Here is a 16,942-nt window from a genome sequence, read left to right as displayed (position 1 = left end):
ATTGTTATATTAGTTATGCTCTGGAAAGATTGTATACAATATATCAGAGGATGGTAGAGATGTCAAGATCTCTGTAGGGTCACACATCCGTGCGGATCCGTATATAGCTAGCTCCCTTCTCCCCATTCCCAACCCTCTGCGATCTCCGTGCCCTTTGCGTCTTTGTGTTACACATCTCTGCGCCTTGGCTCGTTGTGCGCCTTGGTCATCGGCCCTCCATCCTCCCCACATGCGCTACAATCACTCGCGTGGTGTTGTCGTTATCGCGAGCATCGTATGGCTACTGCCCGCCCACCCATCTCGGTGGTCATACCCACCTATCACGCCCTGCGCTACCTGCCGGCCTGCCTCAGCGCGGTGCAGGTACAGTTGCGCCCGTATGACGAAATTGTGCTGGTCGATAACCGCTCGCGCGACCGAGCCGGCGCGTGGGTGCGCACCCATCTGCCGGCGGTGCGGGTGATCGAGCTGCCGTACAACGCCGGTTTTGCCGGCGGCGTGAATGCTGGTATCGCGGTAGCGCGCGGTGAGTTGATCTGGCTGATAAATGACGACGCGCTGGCCGAGCCGGGTTGCGTGGATGCGCTGTGGGAAGCGTTGCGCGACCAGCCGGCGGCGGGTTGGGCCGCCGGGGTCTTAACCTTCAGCCGCCGTCCGCAGGTGGTGGCCGGGGCCGGCATTCGCTTTCAGGCCGACGGCATTGCCACCGATCGGGCGCTGGGGCTGCCGGTGGCTGCGCTGCCGGCTCAGCCCCAATTGGTCTTTGGTGCCAGTGGCGGCTTGGCGCTGCTGCGGCGCGCGATGCTCGACGACATCGGCTTCTTTGCCGACTTTTTCAGCTATCTCGAAGACGCCGATCTGGCGTGGCGGGCCCAATTGCGCAGCTGGGGGTGTGTGCTGGCCCCGCACGCCCGCGCTCGCCATGTCTATTCGGCCACTGCCGGTATGTTTAGTCCGTTCAAGCAGCGTCTGCTAGGCCGTAACCGGATTCGCATGCTGATCCGTTGTTTGCCGACGCCCTTGCTGGCCGCCTGCTTGCCAGCAATGCTGGCCTACGACGGCATGGCGCTGGCGTATGCCGCATTGCGCCGGCAGCCGGATATGATTGCCGGTCGCCTGATGGCGCTGGCCGAATGGCCCGTTTTGCAACAACAACGCCGGATTATTCAGGCCCGCCGCACCGCTTCGATCACCGCCCTCGCCCGCTGGATCGAGTCTCCCGGTGGGCCGCTGGCCGCGCTGCGCACCCAACGGCGCTTGGCAGCGTTGGTGGCGGGTTGATCCCGTGCTCGCGGGAGATTGCTGCGGGCGCGTTGCGCCCGCGCAATGACAGTGGGGAGCGTGCGTCAGTCTCACTGCCGCACGCCATAGAAATGCAAACAGGCAGCGCTTCGGCTGCCCGTTTATCAAACATCTGCCCGCGCGTCTTGCGGCTTGCCCTGCGACGTAGTTCTATTTACTGACCAGTTGGGCATTCAGCAACAGCTTCCACAACCGGTACCACCACGATTGTTCGCGGCGGAGGCGACGCGCTTCGCGCACCAGCCGTTCGTGTTCGGCATCGCGGATGAGATCGCGCTGATGCACCTCGGCAGCCGTCAACTCGAGCCACGTGCCATACATAACCAACCTCCTCTATCGTTGAGCGACGCTAGACGACGCTGTCTCGCGCCGGATGGCAACGAAGGTGCAACCTTCGCCACACATCGATCGTAGTGTATAATGAACACTAGTGATTGTGCGAAAAATAACAATCACTACTGGTTGTCGCTTTACTACTGTGCTTGCTAAGGGCGGCTGAACTGCGCGTTGTCGTTGGCGCAATGTAATCCTCATTCCTGCCAACAGCTTGAAGCGACCCGGCGACAGTGCTACAATGAAGACAATGGTGAAGCAGATGGTTTTTCAGTCAAAGGAGACTCCTATTAACGAGATTCGTACTCACGACGGCAAACGGCTTTATCCGACTGCAACGCCGCGCCGGCGCGCTCTGCTGGTTGGCGCTGAGGTTGCCAGCGCGCGCAGCCCATGGCCAGTCGCAGATTCGCTTGATGAATTAGCCCTTCTCGCCAAGACGGCTGATCTTGAGGTGGTAGGCCGTATTTTTCAGCGTCTGCCCGAACCGCTGCCCAAGTTCTTCATCGGTCCCGGCAAGGTCAAGGAAGTTGCGGCGCTGCGTGAAAAGATGCAGGCCGATCTGATCGTGTTCGATGATGAACTTAGCCCGGCTCAGACCCGCAATCTTGAAGAGGAGTTGCAGACGCAGGTGATTGACCGCACAGGTCTGATCCTCGATATCTTCGCTCGCCATGCCCGTACCCACGAGGGTCGTTTGCAGGTCGAACTGGCCCAGTACCAGTACCTGCTGCCGCGTCTGCGCCGGCAATGGACGCACCTTGAACGGCAGGCCGGCACCGGCGGCGGTACTTCGGCGGGTGGCGTGGTTGGTCTGCGCGGCCCCGGTGAGACGCAGCTTGAAATTGACCGCCGCTTGATCGAGCGCCGGATTGCGTGGCTGAAAGAGCAGTTGGCCGATGTGCATCGTCACCGCGAGCTGTATCGCCAGCGCCGCCGCCAGAGCGGGGTGCCGGTGATCGCGTTGGTTGGCTATACCAACGCTGGCAAGAGTACGCTGCTCAATGCGATGACCGGCGCTGAGGTGTTGGCCGAGGATAAGCTGTTTGCCACTCTCGACCCGACCACCCGGCAGGTGTTGTTGCCCAGCAATATTGTCGCATTGATGACCGATACGGTCGGTTTTATCCAGAAGCTGCCTCCCAAGCTGGTCGCAGCCTTCCGCGCTACGCTCGAGGAGATCGAAGAGGCTGACTTGCTGTTGCACGTGGTTGATGTCACCCACCGCAACGCCCAAGAGCATGCTCAAACCGTTGAGCAAACTCTGCACGAGCTAGGGGTGGATCAGAAGCCGATTCTGACCGTGCTCAACAAGATCGATCTGCTCGAAGGGGCGACTGCCGAGGGTGTCGGGCAGATTGCGGCTGAAATGGGATTGCCCGGCGATATTGTCGCCGTCTCGGCCCAACAAGGTTGGGGCTTGCAGACGCTCGGCGAGCGGATCGTTGAGACGCTGGTCAAGCGGATGGTGCGGGTTGATGCGTTGATTCCGTACCAGCGCAACGACCTCGTGGCCCTCTGGCGGCAGAGGGGGGTGATTGAGGTCGAAGAATTCAGCAGCGACGGCGCGCATATTGTTGGCCGGTTGCCTCCGGCGTTGGCCGCCCAATTTACCCATTTTGCCCGCGCATAACGCTTGAACTGCGGCAGGGGCGCAGCGTAGCTGCGCCCCTGTTCTTTTTTGCCAAGGACATTTTGAGGACGCTCGTTTGCTACGATGGCATCACAGCAGACTGCGATGGGTCAATAATGCCTACCGTTATCGTTTCCAACGTCGCTGTTTTGCTGTGATGCTTAACCATTTCGTAGCCTAAAGGAGCATTCGCATGAAGCGCACGGCCGGCATACTCGCCGTGATCGTGTTGTCGGTGATGGGGTTGGGCCTCTCGCGCACGGCGGCGTAGAGCGAGACAGCGGGGCTGCAAGCGGCGTTGGGAACGGCGTTCACCTATCAGGGTCGCTTGACGCAAAGCGGCGGGCCGGTGAACGGAACCTGCGATGTTGAGTTTCGCCTGTTTGATGACGCTGCTGCCGGTACCCAGATCGGCAGCACCCAGACCAAGACCAATGTGACAGTGACGAATGGCGTGTTCACCGTCGTGCTCGATTTTGGCGCTACCGCCTTTGACGGTGATGCGCGCTGGCTGGCGATCAGCGTGCGTTGCCCGGCGGGCAGCGGCAGCTACACCACGCTTAACCCGCACCAACCGCTCACGCCGGCACCGTATGCGCTCGCGTTGCCGGGGTTGCGGACGCAGCCGAACGCGACGAGTCCAAACCTGATCGGCGGTTTCAGCGGCAATAGTATTACCAACGGCGTCGTTGGCTCAGCGATTGGCGGTGGCGGCGGTAACGTCTTCCCCAACCGTGTGACCGATGATTATAGCGTCGTGAGCGGCGGCTTCAACAATCAAGCCGGCAATAATACCGGAACGACCAGCGACCGGCCATACGCAACGGTGGGAGGCGGCGTGAGCAATACGGCGAGCGGCGAAGGCGCAACAATTGGTGGTGGCGGCTACAATATCGCCAATGCCATCGGTACAACGATTGGCGGTGGCAATGGCAATAATGCCACTGGGTCAATCGCAACTGTTGGCGGAGGGAGTGGCAACAATGCCAGCGGTTCTTATGCCATGGTTGGCGGCGGCAATCAGAACACGGCTAGTGAGGTCGATGCCACGGTTGGCGGCAGCAACACGAACCGAGCCAGTGGCCGGCAATCGACGGTCAGTGGGGGCTATCAGAACATTGCCGGCGGCATCTTTGCCACCATTCCCGGTGGCGCAGTCCCAATCTGGCGGGGGGTACAATGTGTCGTGGAGCACCATTGACAGCGGTGGCGCTACCTCTTAGTACCGGTAGCAGTTATGCGCTCAGCGGCACGATTGACCAACCCAATGGCGGCGTGCTCAGCGGCGACGGTTATACGCTGACGGGAGGCTTCTGGGGCGGCGTGAGCAGCACGGCGCGTCCTTCGTGCCGTTAGTACAGCGGTAAACGGGCGAGGGGCCGGCGTGTAATCACATTGTCGGCAGCGGCAGAGCAGGCGCTTTGTAGGATTGCTGAACAAGCCGTTTGATGGTCGCTGCTGTCACTGCACGCTGTACCCTCGGCGTATGTCAGTGCGCGCCGCCGGAGGCGGCGAAGCCAGCTCATGCGAGCACGGCAGCCACCCGCTCAGGTATGCGGCCCGCTGAAGTGGGAGATTGTTTCGGGCGCGTTGCGCCCTCGCAATGACAGTCGATCACGCGCCGCACCCCTCGGTCAGTGCGAGCGGCCGGATGCGGCGAAGCAATCTCCTGCTTGAGCGCGTGCAATGCGTGTGCGTATGCAAGCCGCCACGTGATGTTGTTAGCACGTTCTCGATCGTGTATAGTGTTGAGACATAGCTGGTCAGGCTGCCGCTTCATATTTTTACATCATGTTTCAAACCTATGCTCCGCTATCTGCGCCTATTCGCCCTCTTTGCCCACAATAGCTTGCAAATCGCGCTTGAATATCGCGTCAACTTCCTCACCTCGCTCCTCCAAAGCAGCCTGTGGCTGCTGTGGGGTGTGCTCGGTACGCTGGTCTTCTTCCAGTTTAGCGGCACGCTCGGCGGCTGGACGTTGCCGCAGGCGTTGCTGGTCGTCGGTCTCTTTCGCATCTTCGAGGGCTTGATCGACGGTATTATGCGCCCCAACATTACCCGCATCGTCGAACATATTCAGAAAGGGACACTCGATTTTGTGTTAGTCAAGCCGGTTGACAGTCAGTTTATGGCCTCACTGCGCCAGATTAATCTGCTCGTGTTGCCCGATCTCTTCACCGGTTTAGGCTTGATCGGTTACGGGCTTTGGCTTGGCGATATGTGGCCCTCTCCCGCGCAACTGCTCGCCTTTCTCGTTTTGCTCTGTTGCGGCATCGTAACAGCCTACGCCATCTGGATGCTCTTGGTGACAACTGCTTTCTGGTTAGTGCAGGTCGAGAACGTCACCGAGCTGCTGACCGCTATCTACGAGACGGGGCGTTTTCCGGTAACGGTTTACAGCCCGACGATCCGATTAGTTTTGACGTTTATCATTCCAATCGCCTTCCTCACTACCTTCCCGGCAGCAGCACTCATCGGCCTGCTGGATCCGCTCTACCTTGCGCTCGCGCCGGTGGTCGCCGGGGTGTTACTCCTGGCGTCGCGCTTGTTTTGGCGCGTTGGACTACGCTCATACACGAGCGCCTCATCATAACCTCTAATCTGCCACCGCCAACCCCAACGCCTCGCGTGCTGCACCGGCTACAAATAGCGAACCGGTAACGCAGATCAGGTCATCGGGACCGGCTAGGGTGCGTGCCGTTGCAATCGCTTCAGCCACGACAGGCACGATGGTCATTGGTGCACGCGCGAACGGCTCCACCTCAGCTGCGATACGGTCGAGGTCCATCGCTTTGGGATGGCTCGAACGGGTAATGATGATGTGATCGGCGTGCGGTGCGAGTGCGGCAGCGATGGCGGCAATATCTTTATCACGCGATGTACCGAGCACGAGAATAAACCGGCGATGTGGTAATTCTTGCTCGATAGCCTGCCACAACTTTACGGCCGAGTCACCGTTGTGGGCGCCGTCGATAAGGATACGCGGTCGACCATCGATCACCTCAAACCGTCCTGGCCACCACGCTTCGGTTAGCCCACGTCGGATCGCATTGTCTGTGATCGGAATACCTTGCCGGCGTAAGAGTAGCGTTGCTCCCATTGCCAATCGTGCATTTTCGCGTTGGAATGCGCCGTGCAACTTCGCCGGCTGTGGCGGTGTGGGATAAGCCAGTCGTATTGTCGTCCCAACCCATGGCTCAACTGCTGTCTCAGCCGCAAGCCAGAGTGGTGCGCCGACCATCTGCGCTTCGGCCGCGATCACTTCGGCGGCCTCCGCCCGTTGTGGTACACTAATCGCCGGTTGTCCAGAGCGGATAATTCCGGCTTTATTAAAAGCTATTTTGTCTAACGTTGGCCCCAGTATTGCCATGTGATCAAAGCTGATTGAGGAAATCACTGCGACCAGCGGCGTGATCGTCGCCGCTGCATCGTAGCGTCCGCCCAACCCTACCTCCACCACGGCCAGATCAACCTGCGCAGCGACAAAATGGCGCATTGCCATCACAAAACCAATATCGAAGGTGCTAGGCCGGCCATAGGTCGCTGCGTCAAACCCCTCAACCAGCGGTTGCACCGCATTGACCAGCTCGATCAGCGTCTGCTGGCTGATCGGCTCACGGTCGATCTGGATCCGTTCACGGTACGAACTGAGGTGCGGCGATGTCCACAACCCCACCTTCAACCCGGCGGCACGTGCCATCGCTTCAATCATCACGCACGTACTACCTTTGCCTTTGGTACCGGCTACCACGACGGCGCGTAATTGTTGATGTGGGTTGCCGGCATCGCGTAACAATGCGGTAATTCGGTCTAGCCCGCGTTGAGCAATCGAGGGATCGGGTGATCCCTGACGGCTGGGGTCGATGAAACTGTAAATGTAGTCTAGTGCCGCTTGGTACGTTGTGATGGACATAGCCAACTCTGAATCGTAACGTCGCGCATTACCCGCAAGGGCTGATGTGCGACGGATGGATGCCGTTGGTGTATGATACCATTGCTAGGCAAAGGTGAGGATGGGCAGGCAAGGCACGGAGAGCCGTTGTATGACAACGGCTCTCCGTGCAGGGGCTATTGTGCGTGCGTGTCTAGCGTGCGGTCATCGGGATGAACGTGGTGTAGATGTTCAGTGTGCGCGCTTGCGGCAAACCGGTTGAGAATACCGCCGAAGTGTTTCCCACCGAGTCACGGAACTGAACATAATACGTATTGGCCAGTGGTGCTGCGACATATCGGCTGAACGGTTGCCAGATGTTACTCTGTTCGGCATTCGTCCAAACTCGCATCTCTGTCACGGTGCCGGCTGCGCTTTGTGCGGCGAGTTCAAGCACCATCTGCGTGCTGGTATTCCGATATGGTGCAATAGCTCCGGTAATAGTTTGCCCGTTGAGTAAGGGTGGACTTTCAAGCGGTTCTATCGACTCACTCTCAACGTTCGTTGCTTGGCTTGCGAGTAAGGCGGTCGCTCCGTCTTCGGCCAAGTTGGCCGGCAGTGGTGCGGGGGTACCTGTATAGATGCGCATACTGTTTGGCCGATAGTTTCTCCAGTAGCTCAATGCATTGGCTAGCGTCGTGTATGCACCATTGCGTAATCCCGGATCGTGGACGGTGTAATTGGCCGGATTCGAGCCGCTACCGCCAAGAACCACGATGAAGTGCATATTACCATCGCTTTTTTGCAATTCGAGAATCACCGGGCCTTTTCTGAGTTCCGCCTCTAGATTGGCATAGCTGAAGGGTTCTAGCCATCTCACCCAGCGCAGCTTATTGTTGGTGCAAGTACTCACCCGCGGGCTTCCCCAGTACAACGGACATGCAACCGCTCCCAAACAAGAGTTCATCGTTCCTGGATTGTGGTCAACCCCATAGTAACGCGCTACCATAGTGAGCGATGTTAAGGCGCACCCGATTCGACCGATAGTGTAATTACAGTACGTAGCATGGGAGGGCCGATTCATCATTTGCCCACTCCATCGCGGATCGAGCTGTGAGTAATAGGGCACTCGCCAGACGTTTGGCGCCGGAGTTGGTGGTGGTGGTGGCGTTGGTACCGGAACGGCGACAGCGTAATATAACGTTCGCCGGCTGCTGCTGGCGCTGTCAGCCGCACCATCATTGGTTTGTGCGTACCACGAATACATACCTTTGCTCGGCAATTGCACTGTCCAGCTTGGGCTATCAATCCAGCCGGAGTTAGCTTGCCACGAGTTGTCAGATGAGGCGATGCTGAAGCGGAATCTACGGCTGGAGTTCGGCCAATTGTCCGGATCGCCACCGTCAGACACACGCAAGGTAACGGTAGCCGTTTTGATGATTGCGCCATCTTCCGGGCTAACGAGGCGCGGCGGGTTGGGTGGGCGGTTGGGGGTGTAGGTGAATGTTCGCATGGGGGCAGGATCACTCGGCGAAAGCCCATCCCCGGCAAGCACTGTCCAGGTATAGCTGCCCTCCCCCGGTAGTTGGACAGTCCAACTCGTGTTTGTGGTCATGCCCGAGTCGGTGCTCCACGAGTTGTCAGATTTCCTGATAATGAAGCCGTAATCACGCCAGGGACGCGGCCCGTTATCGGGGTCGCCGGCATCTTCTATTTGTAAGGTAACGGTAGCCGTTCTGATGATTGCGCCGTCTTCCGGGCTAACGAGGCGCGGCGGGTTGGGTGGGCGGTTGGGGATGTAGGTGAATGTGCGCATGGGGGCAGGATCACTCGGCGAAAGCCCATCCCCGGCGTGGACTGTCCAAGTATAGCTGCCCTCCCCCGGTAGTTGGACGGTCCAACTCGTGTTTGTGGTCCAGCCCGAGTCGGTGCGCCACGAGTTATCAGATTTCATGATAATGAAGTAGTAATCACGCCAAGAACGTGGCCCGTTATCGGGGTCGCCGGCATCTTCTATTTGTAAGGTAACGGTAGCCGTTTTGATGATTGCGCCATCTTCCGGGCTAACGAGGCGCGGCGGGTTGGGTTTAAGATTACCACTTCCAGTGGCGCCTTCATTAGTGATTAGTCCGTATCCTCCAATCACATTGCCGTTACTGTCGTGGAGAACACATTGACGATTCCCGTCGCGAATTCGGGTCATACAACCGTTGAACTCGCCGGGAAGCGCACTGACGGTCCAGCCACCGATGTCAATTCCGTCAATTGGTATCCGCGTCCCGCCACGCGAGATCCAGAAATGAACGTGCGCACCGGTCACATAACTACCGAGACATCTAGTACCGGTGCCAATCATGCCGATATAGGTGTACCGATCGACCGGAGTCCCGTTAGCGACAGCAATCCCCGAAAGGTGGTAATAATTGGTGCTAAAACCGCCGGGGTGGTCGATCCGCACGAGATCCGAACCTTGACCGCATGGGGTATAGGCTACTCCCTCTCGTGCGGCGCGTACACGACCACCAATGACAGCAAAATCGAGAGCTGCCCTTGAAATACCGTGTGGGCCACTGGTTAACCACCACGTCTCGCCAACCGCCCATGGCAGGTTGAGGTCCATTGACCCATCACCACTCAATTGCGCCGTCGTTGGCATTGTTGACCACTGTTCCGGCGTCAAGAGGTTTCTGGGGATTTGCGTGAGCGCTTGGTCAAATGCAGCAGAGTGTTCGAGCGCTACCTGCCAGGTGCCGTTGCTTTGCTCGGCAAAAAAGAGCAGGATACGCGGAGCCGTCTCTTCGTCTGGGGCGTTATCTGCGGCGGGTTGGGGAATAATTGCAACGGAACCGAAAACCCATGCTTTGACTTGTGAAATTGGTGAGACAATGATCTGCGCTGTTGCCGCATTCGGATATTGCGCAATGACTTCGGCACCCACTGCCTGTTCTAACGCAGGATTAAGTGCAGGTGAAGCACTAGCGGTCTCACTTCGGAAGGAGAAGAAGAACTGGACGAAGAGGATACTCGTCACAGCCAACACGACTGTTCCGAACAGTAACCGGGTTAGAAAAGGTTCTGGCTTGCTCGATTGCATGGTGTCCCCCCTGTTGCTAGTTGGTTAAACGAACCTTTCTTGCTGGTAGGTTGCGGCAGATCTACGAAGCATGTGGGGCGGATGAGGAGGGGGATGAATGCCTATCGATTGCCTTCAATCCGAATGTAGCAAGAACAGCGTAGCTAGGCAATATTCTAAAATGATGATATTTGTGTAGGAGCGCTAGCGCTATGCAAGCTGCGATGCAATCTGCGCGTGGTGATGGTTGCGCGTGAGTTGCCTGCACGTTCCGTGGGGCACCGGTTATCTCGCAAACGGTATGGTACAAACTAGAAATGCGATCTCTCTCACAGCACGCTCTCGGTATATCGAACGTTGCACCTTTACCGTGACGTTCTCCTTTGCCCACGTACATTGACAGACCGTACCGGATCATCTATCCTAAACAATACGAACAGGTGAGCGAAGGAGTCGGCATGAGTCTTAATCTCGCTGCACTCGGTGAACAGGTTCGTGTGATGGGCCAGACCACTGCCCGTGAAGCGCGACGGCGTGATCGGCGTCTTAATGAGGTGCGCCAACGCTATCTGGCCGGGGTCGGTCAGGAAGATACATGGCATACCGCGGTTGAGGTAAGTGCACCGTCGTTTAACTGGCTCCTGGCCGATCCAGTTGAGGCGCTCGATACGGTGGGTAATTTGCCACCGATACCCAACGACTATGCCATCGTAGCGACCGATGGCTCGCATCTCGATGTCGATCGCCACGGTGAGGTTGATTGCTACTTGATCAACATTGGGCAGGTCTATATCCGGTATGGGGACCACCCGGCAGCTCGGCTCGAATCGATACCCCGTCTCTTCTTTACCGAAGATGAGCTGTTTTTGACCGATGGCACGCGCCGCATTCCCATCGAAGGTGCGGTGCTGAGTATGCGGCGTGATGTTGAGGAAGGATTAGCGTTGGCACGATTAGCCGCCGACTATCTGACCGATCCGAACCTTCCACGTATAGCATTACAAGATGGTACCTTGATCCGATGGGCGTTGGCGAATGCCGACGCGAAAGTACGCGATCACTTTTTGCAGCAGTATTTGGCGTATCTCGATCAGATGCAGAAGCTAGCCATCCCGGTTGCTTCGTACATCAGTCGCAGTCGCTCGCCAGAGGTGATGGGGTTGGTTCGGTTGATGCTATGTCCTGATGTGAATGTCACAGCACAGCGCGGGGCAAATTGCGCCCAGTGCAGTGATGCCAAGCAGGGACGCACCCCGTCTTGTATGGTGTGCCAAGACTTGATCGATGCCGATCTGTTTGCGCCGCGGTTGCGTGAAGGTCAGCGCAGTCCTATTTTTCGCTCGCTGAGCCGGATTAGTGTTGAGCGGTACGAACACCACGCGATTCACTTCTTCTTTCTGCGGATCGGTCGTGAATTGGCACGGGTTGAGTTTCCGCGTTGGGTGATGGATACGCCGCAGTTTATCGATCAGATCCATGCGTTGGTGTACGATCAAGCCACGCGCGGTCTGGGCTATCCAATTGCCCTGCAACGTGCGCATGAGCAAGCGGTGATCCGCAGTGTCGAGCGACGGGTGTTTGAGCAGATGGTTGCCGGTGCGCTCCAACGGGCTGAGGCGCCGAGTGGAGTTTCGGCGAAGCGTGAGAGTAAACAATTTGTGCAGGGATAAACCTATGACGACGGTACCTCAAAATGGCCGAATCGGCGAGGTGATCGAGTCATCAACGACCAACTTCCGCGCCGCAACCTATGCGCTGCTCGAGTCGCCGCCGTTTGGCGCGTTGGTGCGTGCCACTACCCGTGATGCCAATGTGCAGGTGTATGGGCTGGTCTACGATATTCATACCGGCAGCCGCGAACCGGGTGGTCGGGCGATTGTGCGTGGCCGTACTTACAGTGGGCGTTATCTCTACGATGATGAAATCTACCGTGCCCATCCCGATCTCAGTGAGGTACTGCAAACCGAGTTCGCTGCGCTAACCGTTGGCTATGTCGTGCATGGCCGTTTACTTCAGCGTTTACCGCCACAACCGCCACCGGTTCACTATTCAGTCTATCCCTGTACTGATGCTGAACTGGTTATGTTCGGCGAGCAACTCGATTTTCTGCGCACCGTCTTGCTTGCTCCCGGTGTACCGGGTGATGAGGTGTTGACGGCTGCAGTGCGATCTATTGCCGCTGCGCGTCGTGATGGACCTGCCTATCTGGTACGGGTTGGCCGTGAATTGGCTCGGCTGTTCAAAGAGGATTATGACCGGTTGACGGTGCTGCTGCACCGGATTAGGCCGTAAACGACGAACGCAACGGTATCGTCACAGCACTCGGTGGCTGGTCTTGCGATGTGGAGTGAAGAGCCGATTCTCGCTTGTCATTGCGAGCCGAGTGGTCGGGGCCAAGCACCGCTCGGCCCGCCGCGAGGCGAAGCAATCTCCCCCAAGAGCGGGATTCTATTACTCATCGAAAACGTATCATTTGTGCATCGTTTCGTAGCAGTATCTGTCTCCCCCCAACCCTCCTCCGCTGTGGGATGAGTGATGAAGAGCCACCAAAACATCCAAACCGCGCAAAAAGACCCTCTTAGCTGTTGGCTCTTTTGTGACTCTTGACAGTTCTTCACTCTCAGCCCGCGTAGCAGGTTTCGCAACCGTAGCAGCCCTTCAGGGCCGGGAATGTGACCACCATCTTTCTGTGCTTGCTCTACGGAATGCGGCAGTGGCGGAGGTCTTGCGCAAGGTAGCCAACTTGCGCTGTGGAATACGGCAGTTTCACTGCCGCATTCCATAAATTAGGAATAACCATAAAAACACCTAAACCTCGCAAAAAGACAAGATTCTGTGTCTTTTGTGACTCTTGGCGGCTCTTCACCTCCAGCCCGCGCCGCGGGTTTCACAACCGTAGTGGCCCGCACCTCTTGCCCTAACATCTGCTATCATACCCATTCAGAAGCCGATCTGTCACGGAGAACATTATGCTCTTGCTCGATGCCGCTTTTCAGGTTGATGCCAATCCCTTGCCGAATGCCGCCGCCGTGGCGCAAGCTGCTGAAGCGATCGGCTTTGCCGCACTCTGGGCGCCGGAAACGGCCCATAATCCGTTTCTCGCCTTGGTCGTTGCCGCCGAACATACCCGCCGGCTCACGCTTGGCACTGCGGTGGCGATTGCCTTCCCCCGCAGTCCGATGGTGACAGCCCAAATCGCATGGGATTTGGCCGGCTTTAGCGGCGGACGTTTCGTGTTGGGGCTAGGCACCCAAGTCAAGGCCCATATCGAGCGCCGGTTTAGCAGTGTGTGGGATTCGCCGGTGGGCCGGTTGCGCGACTATATCGGCGCCCTGCGCGCGATTTGGCAATGCTGGCAGACTAGCGGCAAACTCGATTATCGCGGCCAATACTACCAGCATACCCTGATGACGCCTTTCTTCAATCCCGGCCCGATCGCCCATCCCAACATTCCCATCTATATCGCTGGCGTCAATACCGGTTTAGCCCATCTGGCCGGTGAAGTGTGCGATGGCTTCCATGCCCATCCTCTCAACAGTGCCCGCTATCTACGCGAAGTGCTGCGTCCGCAGATCGCACAGGGTGCAGCGGCTGCCGGGCGTGATCCGGCGACATGCACGATTGCCGGCAGCGCGCTGGTCATCACCGGCAATGATCGGGCCGAACGCGAACGGATGCGGGCCTTTGCCCGCCAGCAGATCGCGTTTTACGCCTCGACGCCGACCTATCGCGCTGTACTGGCTTGCCATGGCTGGGAAGAGGTGGGCGAAGAGCTGTCGCGCTTGGCGGCGCAGCAGCGGTGGGCCGCCATGCCCGGCTTGATCGATGAGACAATGCTAGCGACATTTGCCGTCGAGGCCGATCCGGCTGATTTGCCGGCAGCGTTGCATGAACGGTACGAAGGTCTGCTTGACCGGGTTGCGCTCTATCTGCCGTTTGTGCCCGGCGAACGTGATGCCTTTTGGCGCCATCTTACCAGCTCGCTCAATGGGTGAACCACGATGGCCGGCGTCTTTGCCCAGCTCGATCTCACCCCGAACCGGCTTGAACAGGCCCGGCAGGCACGCGCGGCCCGTGGCGATCTGATCGATTTGACCAGCAGCAACCCTACCGCGCAAGGCTTGCGCTTCCCGCCTGAGGTGTTGGCAACAGCCGCAGCCGCCTACTGGCCTTCCCGCCGTTACCGGCCCGATCCGCGCGGCGATCTGGCGGCGCGTGAAGCGGTTGCCGCCTATTATGCTCGCCGTTCGCCGTCGTTGGCTGTGACACCCGAAGACATCTTTCTCACGGCCAGCACCAGCGAAGCCTACAGCCTGCTCTTCGCCTTGCTGGCCGATCCCGGTGACAATCTGCTCGTGCCGAATGTCACCTATCCGTTGTTTGAATACCTCGCTGCGCTGCGCCATCTGGAACTGCGCAGCTACCAGCTCGACGAAGAGCGCGATTGGCGGATCAATGCCCGCTCGCTGCGCCGTGCCGCCGATGAGCGTACCCGCGCGATCTTGATCGTCTCGCCGCACAACCCGACCGGCGCCATCGTTGATTGCCACGTAGCGACGCTCGACCTGCTCGGCATTCCGGTCATCTGCGATGAGGTCTTTGCCCCCTTCACCTACGGCGTGCCTGCGACCCCACCGCTAGCCGCGCTCCATCCCGATCTGCCGGTCTTTACGCTCAACGGGATTTCTAAACTCTTCGCCCTGCCCGACCTGAAGTTAGGCTGGATCGCGCTGAATCGTCCGGCGCGCGCCTTCGCTCCTCGGCTCGAATTGCTCAACGATACGCTGCTCGGTGCGAATGCGCTCAGCCAGTTTCTGTTGCCGACCCTGTTTGAAGAGGGCGAACCCTTTGTGGCAACCATGGTGTCTCGTGTGCGTGCGAATATCACCTTTGCCCTGCGCCAATTCGCCAATCATCCACGCATCCATGCCCGCCCGCCTGCTGGCGGCTATTACCTCTTTCCGGCCATCAGCGGTTGGGACGACGAAGAGGCGCTGGCTCTTTACCTGCTCGAACAGGGGGTGTTTGTCCATCCCGGCTACTTTTATGGCGAAGTACACGGCTGCCACATCATGATTTCGGCGCTCACCGAACCGGTGCTCTTTGCTGCTGGGATCGAGCGCCTCTGCGCTGCGCTTTCATAAGAGCTTTATTTTACACTTCATGGGAAATGATCGCTGCGCATGGCTCATTCTATCGGCCAGACTATTGCAGAGCGCTCAATCGTCGTGTATAATTCTTGCAATCGGCAAGCAAGTTGGTTGGCTACAGAGCGCAAAAAAGGCGGATTCGCTCGTTCCTCAAGATGAAAGCAGGTTGCGTGCGTTAGAGTAGCGCGTGCGTGCTCGCGCAGATCCACCGTTCACGCTAGGCATCAGAAACGTTACAACGATGACCACACTTCCGCAGCGCCGCTCCGCCACACTACGGTCGTCGCCGCCGCCGGTGCAGCGTGTCAGCGACCACGAATTGCTGCAAGAGTTGCTTCTCAACGACCTACCGGGCCGGCGCGACCCGTTGCGTCCGGCGCAACTGCGTTCCCGCGCTGCGCAGCGCGAGCAAGCCCTGCGTGGTTTCTTGCGGCGCACGTGGGTTGACCGTGCATTGCTTGTCGCCGAAGTCGCCCTCTTTGTGGCGATGATCGCCGTTTTCGCTTACTGGCTGATCGATGGCTATGGACGTGATTGGTGGCGGGCGTGGCAGGGCCAAACGCAACCGCCGGTCACCGTTTATGATCCGCTGCCGCAGCCGCCGGGGCCGGTGGCACCTCCCGCTGCTGCGCCTCATCTGCCGGCGTTGCCGTTTACGGCGCCGGAAATGGCGGTCGAACCGCCTGATTATCTAGCTCCGCAGCCGCGCGTGCAGCCCTTGCCGGAAACCGATCCGCGTCCGCAGCGGTTGCGCATTCCCAGCATCCAGCTCGATACATCGATCTACGAGGTCTTTGTGGTTGATGGCGCTTGGCAGGTCGCTGAATATGCTGCCGGCTACCATCACGGCACTGCATTGCCGGGTACGGTGGGCAATACGGTCTTGTCCGGCCATGCTGGTCTCCGTGGGGCGGTGTTTCGTGATCTGCCGGCGCTCAAGCCGGGTGATGAGATATTCTTAGAAGCGGGTGGTTGGCTCTACCGCTATCGTGTGCGTGACATGCGCAACGTCTGGCCGACCCAAGTCGAGGTGATGGATCCGACGCCATCGCCTGTACTCACCCTGATTACCTGCACCAACTGGGATACGCAACGCTTGATCGTGATCGCCGATCTGATTGACTCGCGCCCGCTCAGGTGAGACGAGGAGGCTCTATGCCGCCGAAACCGTCGCGCTCCGCCAATCTGCCCCCCGGTCGTGGCCGTGCTCCGGCGCCGTGGACGATTTGGGAACTCATGGCGATTGCGGTGAGCGTTTTGATGATTGTGGTACCGCTGACTCTCGAAGCGCTCAACTGGCTGCGCCCGCCGGTTGCACCAGCGCAGGGTTTGATGGCTGTGACCGAAACAGCGGCCAGTCTCGAACAGCGCCCACCGACGTTTACGCCGGTAAATTCACCCACGCCAGGAACGGTAACCCCGGTGACGCCGACGGTGGATACGCCAACCCCGGTGACGCCGACGGTGGATACGCCAACCCCGGTGACGCCGACGGTGGATACGCCGACCCCGGTGACGCCGACGGTGGATACGCCAACCCCGGTGACGCCGACGCCGGTTACTGCTACACCCGCGCCAAC

General features: G+C 58.7%; 13 protein-coding genes and 1 pseudogene. 11 read left to right on the top strand and 3 right to left on the bottom strand.

The features are described 5' to 3' along the window. The first annotated feature begins 276 nt into the window (after positions 1 to 276). A complete protein-coding gene (locus tag U9R61_RS19525) occupies positions 277 to 1,281 on the top strand; it encodes a glycosyltransferase family 2 protein (protein WP_322490482.1) in 1,005 nt (334 codons plus the stop codon). A gap of 171 nt (positions 1,282 to 1,452) precedes the next feature. Here the strand turns inward: U9R61_RS19525 and U9R61_RS19520 are convergent, their stop codons facing one another. Next, positions 1,453 to 1,623 (bottom strand): hypothetical protein, encoded by a 171-nt coding sequence (locus U9R61_RS19520; RefSeq protein ID WP_172812285.1) that lies wholly within the window; start codon positions 1,621 to 1,623, stop codon positions 1,453 to 1,455. Positions 1,624 to 1,897: 274 nt separating this feature from the next. Here U9R61_RS19520 and hflX point away from each other — a divergent pair, with 274 nt between their 5' ends. The 4 genes from hflX to U9R61_RS19500 all read left to right on the top strand — a co-directional run bounded on the left by hflX (position 1,898) and on the right by U9R61_RS19500 (position 5,861). Further along, positions 1,898 to 3,268: a GTPase HflX gene (gene hflX, locus U9R61_RS19515; RefSeq protein ID WP_322490481.1), complete on the top strand. Its 1,371-nt coding sequence runs from the start codon at positions 1,898 to 1,900 to the stop codon at positions 3,266 to 3,268. Between the two features lie 298 nt (positions 3,269 to 3,566). Then, complete coding sequence (locus U9R61_RS19510; protein WP_322490480.1) at positions 3,567 to 4,469, top strand: hypothetical protein; 903 nt, start codon at positions 3,567 to 3,569, stop codon at positions 4,467 to 4,469. A 5-nt stretch (positions 4,470 to 4,474) separates the two neighbouring features. After that, entirely contained in the window at positions 4,475 to 4,624 is a 150-nt protein-coding gene (locus tag U9R61_RS19505; protein WP_322490479.1) for a hypothetical protein, read from the top strand. A 448-nt stretch (positions 4,625 to 5,072) separates the two neighbouring features. Continuing rightward, positions 5,073 to 5,861, top strand: a complete 789-nt coding sequence (locus U9R61_RS19500; RefSeq protein WP_322490478.1) for an ABC transporter permease — start codon at positions 5,073 to 5,075, stop codon at positions 5,859 to 5,861. A gap of 3 nt (positions 5,862 to 5,864) precedes the next feature. Here the strand turns inward: U9R61_RS19500 and U9R61_RS19495 are convergent, their stop codons facing one another. Continuing rightward, positions 5,865 to 7,181 carry a folylpolyglutamate synthase/dihydrofolate synthase family protein gene (locus tag U9R61_RS19495; RefSeq protein ID WP_322490477.1) on the bottom strand — a complete coding sequence of 439 codons (1,317 nt, stop codon included), beginning with the start codon at positions 7,179 to 7,181 and terminating at the stop codon, positions 5,865 to 5,867. 172 nt (positions 7,182 to 7,353) lie between these two features. Continuing rightward, complete coding sequence (locus U9R61_RS19490) at positions 7,354 to 10,233, bottom strand: peptidoglycan DD-metalloendopeptidase family protein (protein WP_322490476.1); 2,880 nt, start codon at positions 10,231 to 10,233, stop codon at positions 7,354 to 7,356. Positions 10,234 to 10,670: 437 nt separating this feature from the next. Between U9R61_RS19490 and U9R61_RS19485 the strand changes: the two genes are divergently transcribed. From U9R61_RS19485 to U9R61_RS19460, 6 genes and pseudogenes are all read left to right on the top strand, one after another. Further along, complete coding sequence (locus U9R61_RS19485) at positions 10,671 to 11,882, top strand: DNA double-strand break repair nuclease NurA (protein ID WP_322490475.1); 1,212 nt, start codon at positions 10,671 to 10,673, stop codon at positions 11,880 to 11,882. Between the two features lie 4 nt (positions 11,883 to 11,886). Continuing rightward, positions 11,887 to 12,504 (top strand): HAS-barrel domain-containing protein, encoded by a 618-nt coding sequence (locus U9R61_RS19480; protein ID WP_322490474.1) that lies wholly within the window; start codon positions 11,887 to 11,889, stop codon positions 12,502 to 12,504. A gap of 677 nt (positions 12,505 to 13,181) precedes the next feature. Beyond that, positions 13,182 to 14,207 (top strand): LLM class F420-dependent oxidoreductase, encoded by a 1,026-nt coding sequence (locus U9R61_RS19475; RefSeq protein ID WP_322490473.1) that lies wholly within the window; start codon positions 13,182 to 13,184, stop codon positions 14,205 to 14,207. 6 nt (positions 14,208 to 14,213) lie between these two features. Continuing rightward, entirely contained in the window at positions 14,214 to 15,356 is a 1,143-nt protein-coding gene (locus tag U9R61_RS19470; protein WP_322490472.1) for a pyridoxal phosphate-dependent aminotransferase, read from the top strand. Between the two features lie 247 nt (positions 15,357 to 15,603). Next, complete coding sequence (locus tag U9R61_RS19465) at positions 15,604 to 16,503, top strand: sortase (protein WP_322490471.1); 900 nt, start codon at positions 15,604 to 15,606, stop codon at positions 16,501 to 16,503. A gap of 14 nt (positions 16,504 to 16,517) precedes the next feature. Next, a pseudogene (locus U9R61_RS19460) lies at positions 16,518 to 16,942 on the top strand (hypothetical protein); the annotation flags it as partial.

Source organism: Chloroflexus sp., assembly GCF_034431535.1.
Taxonomy (GTDB): domain Bacteria; phylum Chloroflexota; class Chloroflexia; order Chloroflexales; family Chloroflexaceae; genus Chloroflexus.
The sequence above is the reverse complement of the archived record's forward strand: the minus strand, read 5'-3'. Positions and strand labels throughout refer to the sequence as shown.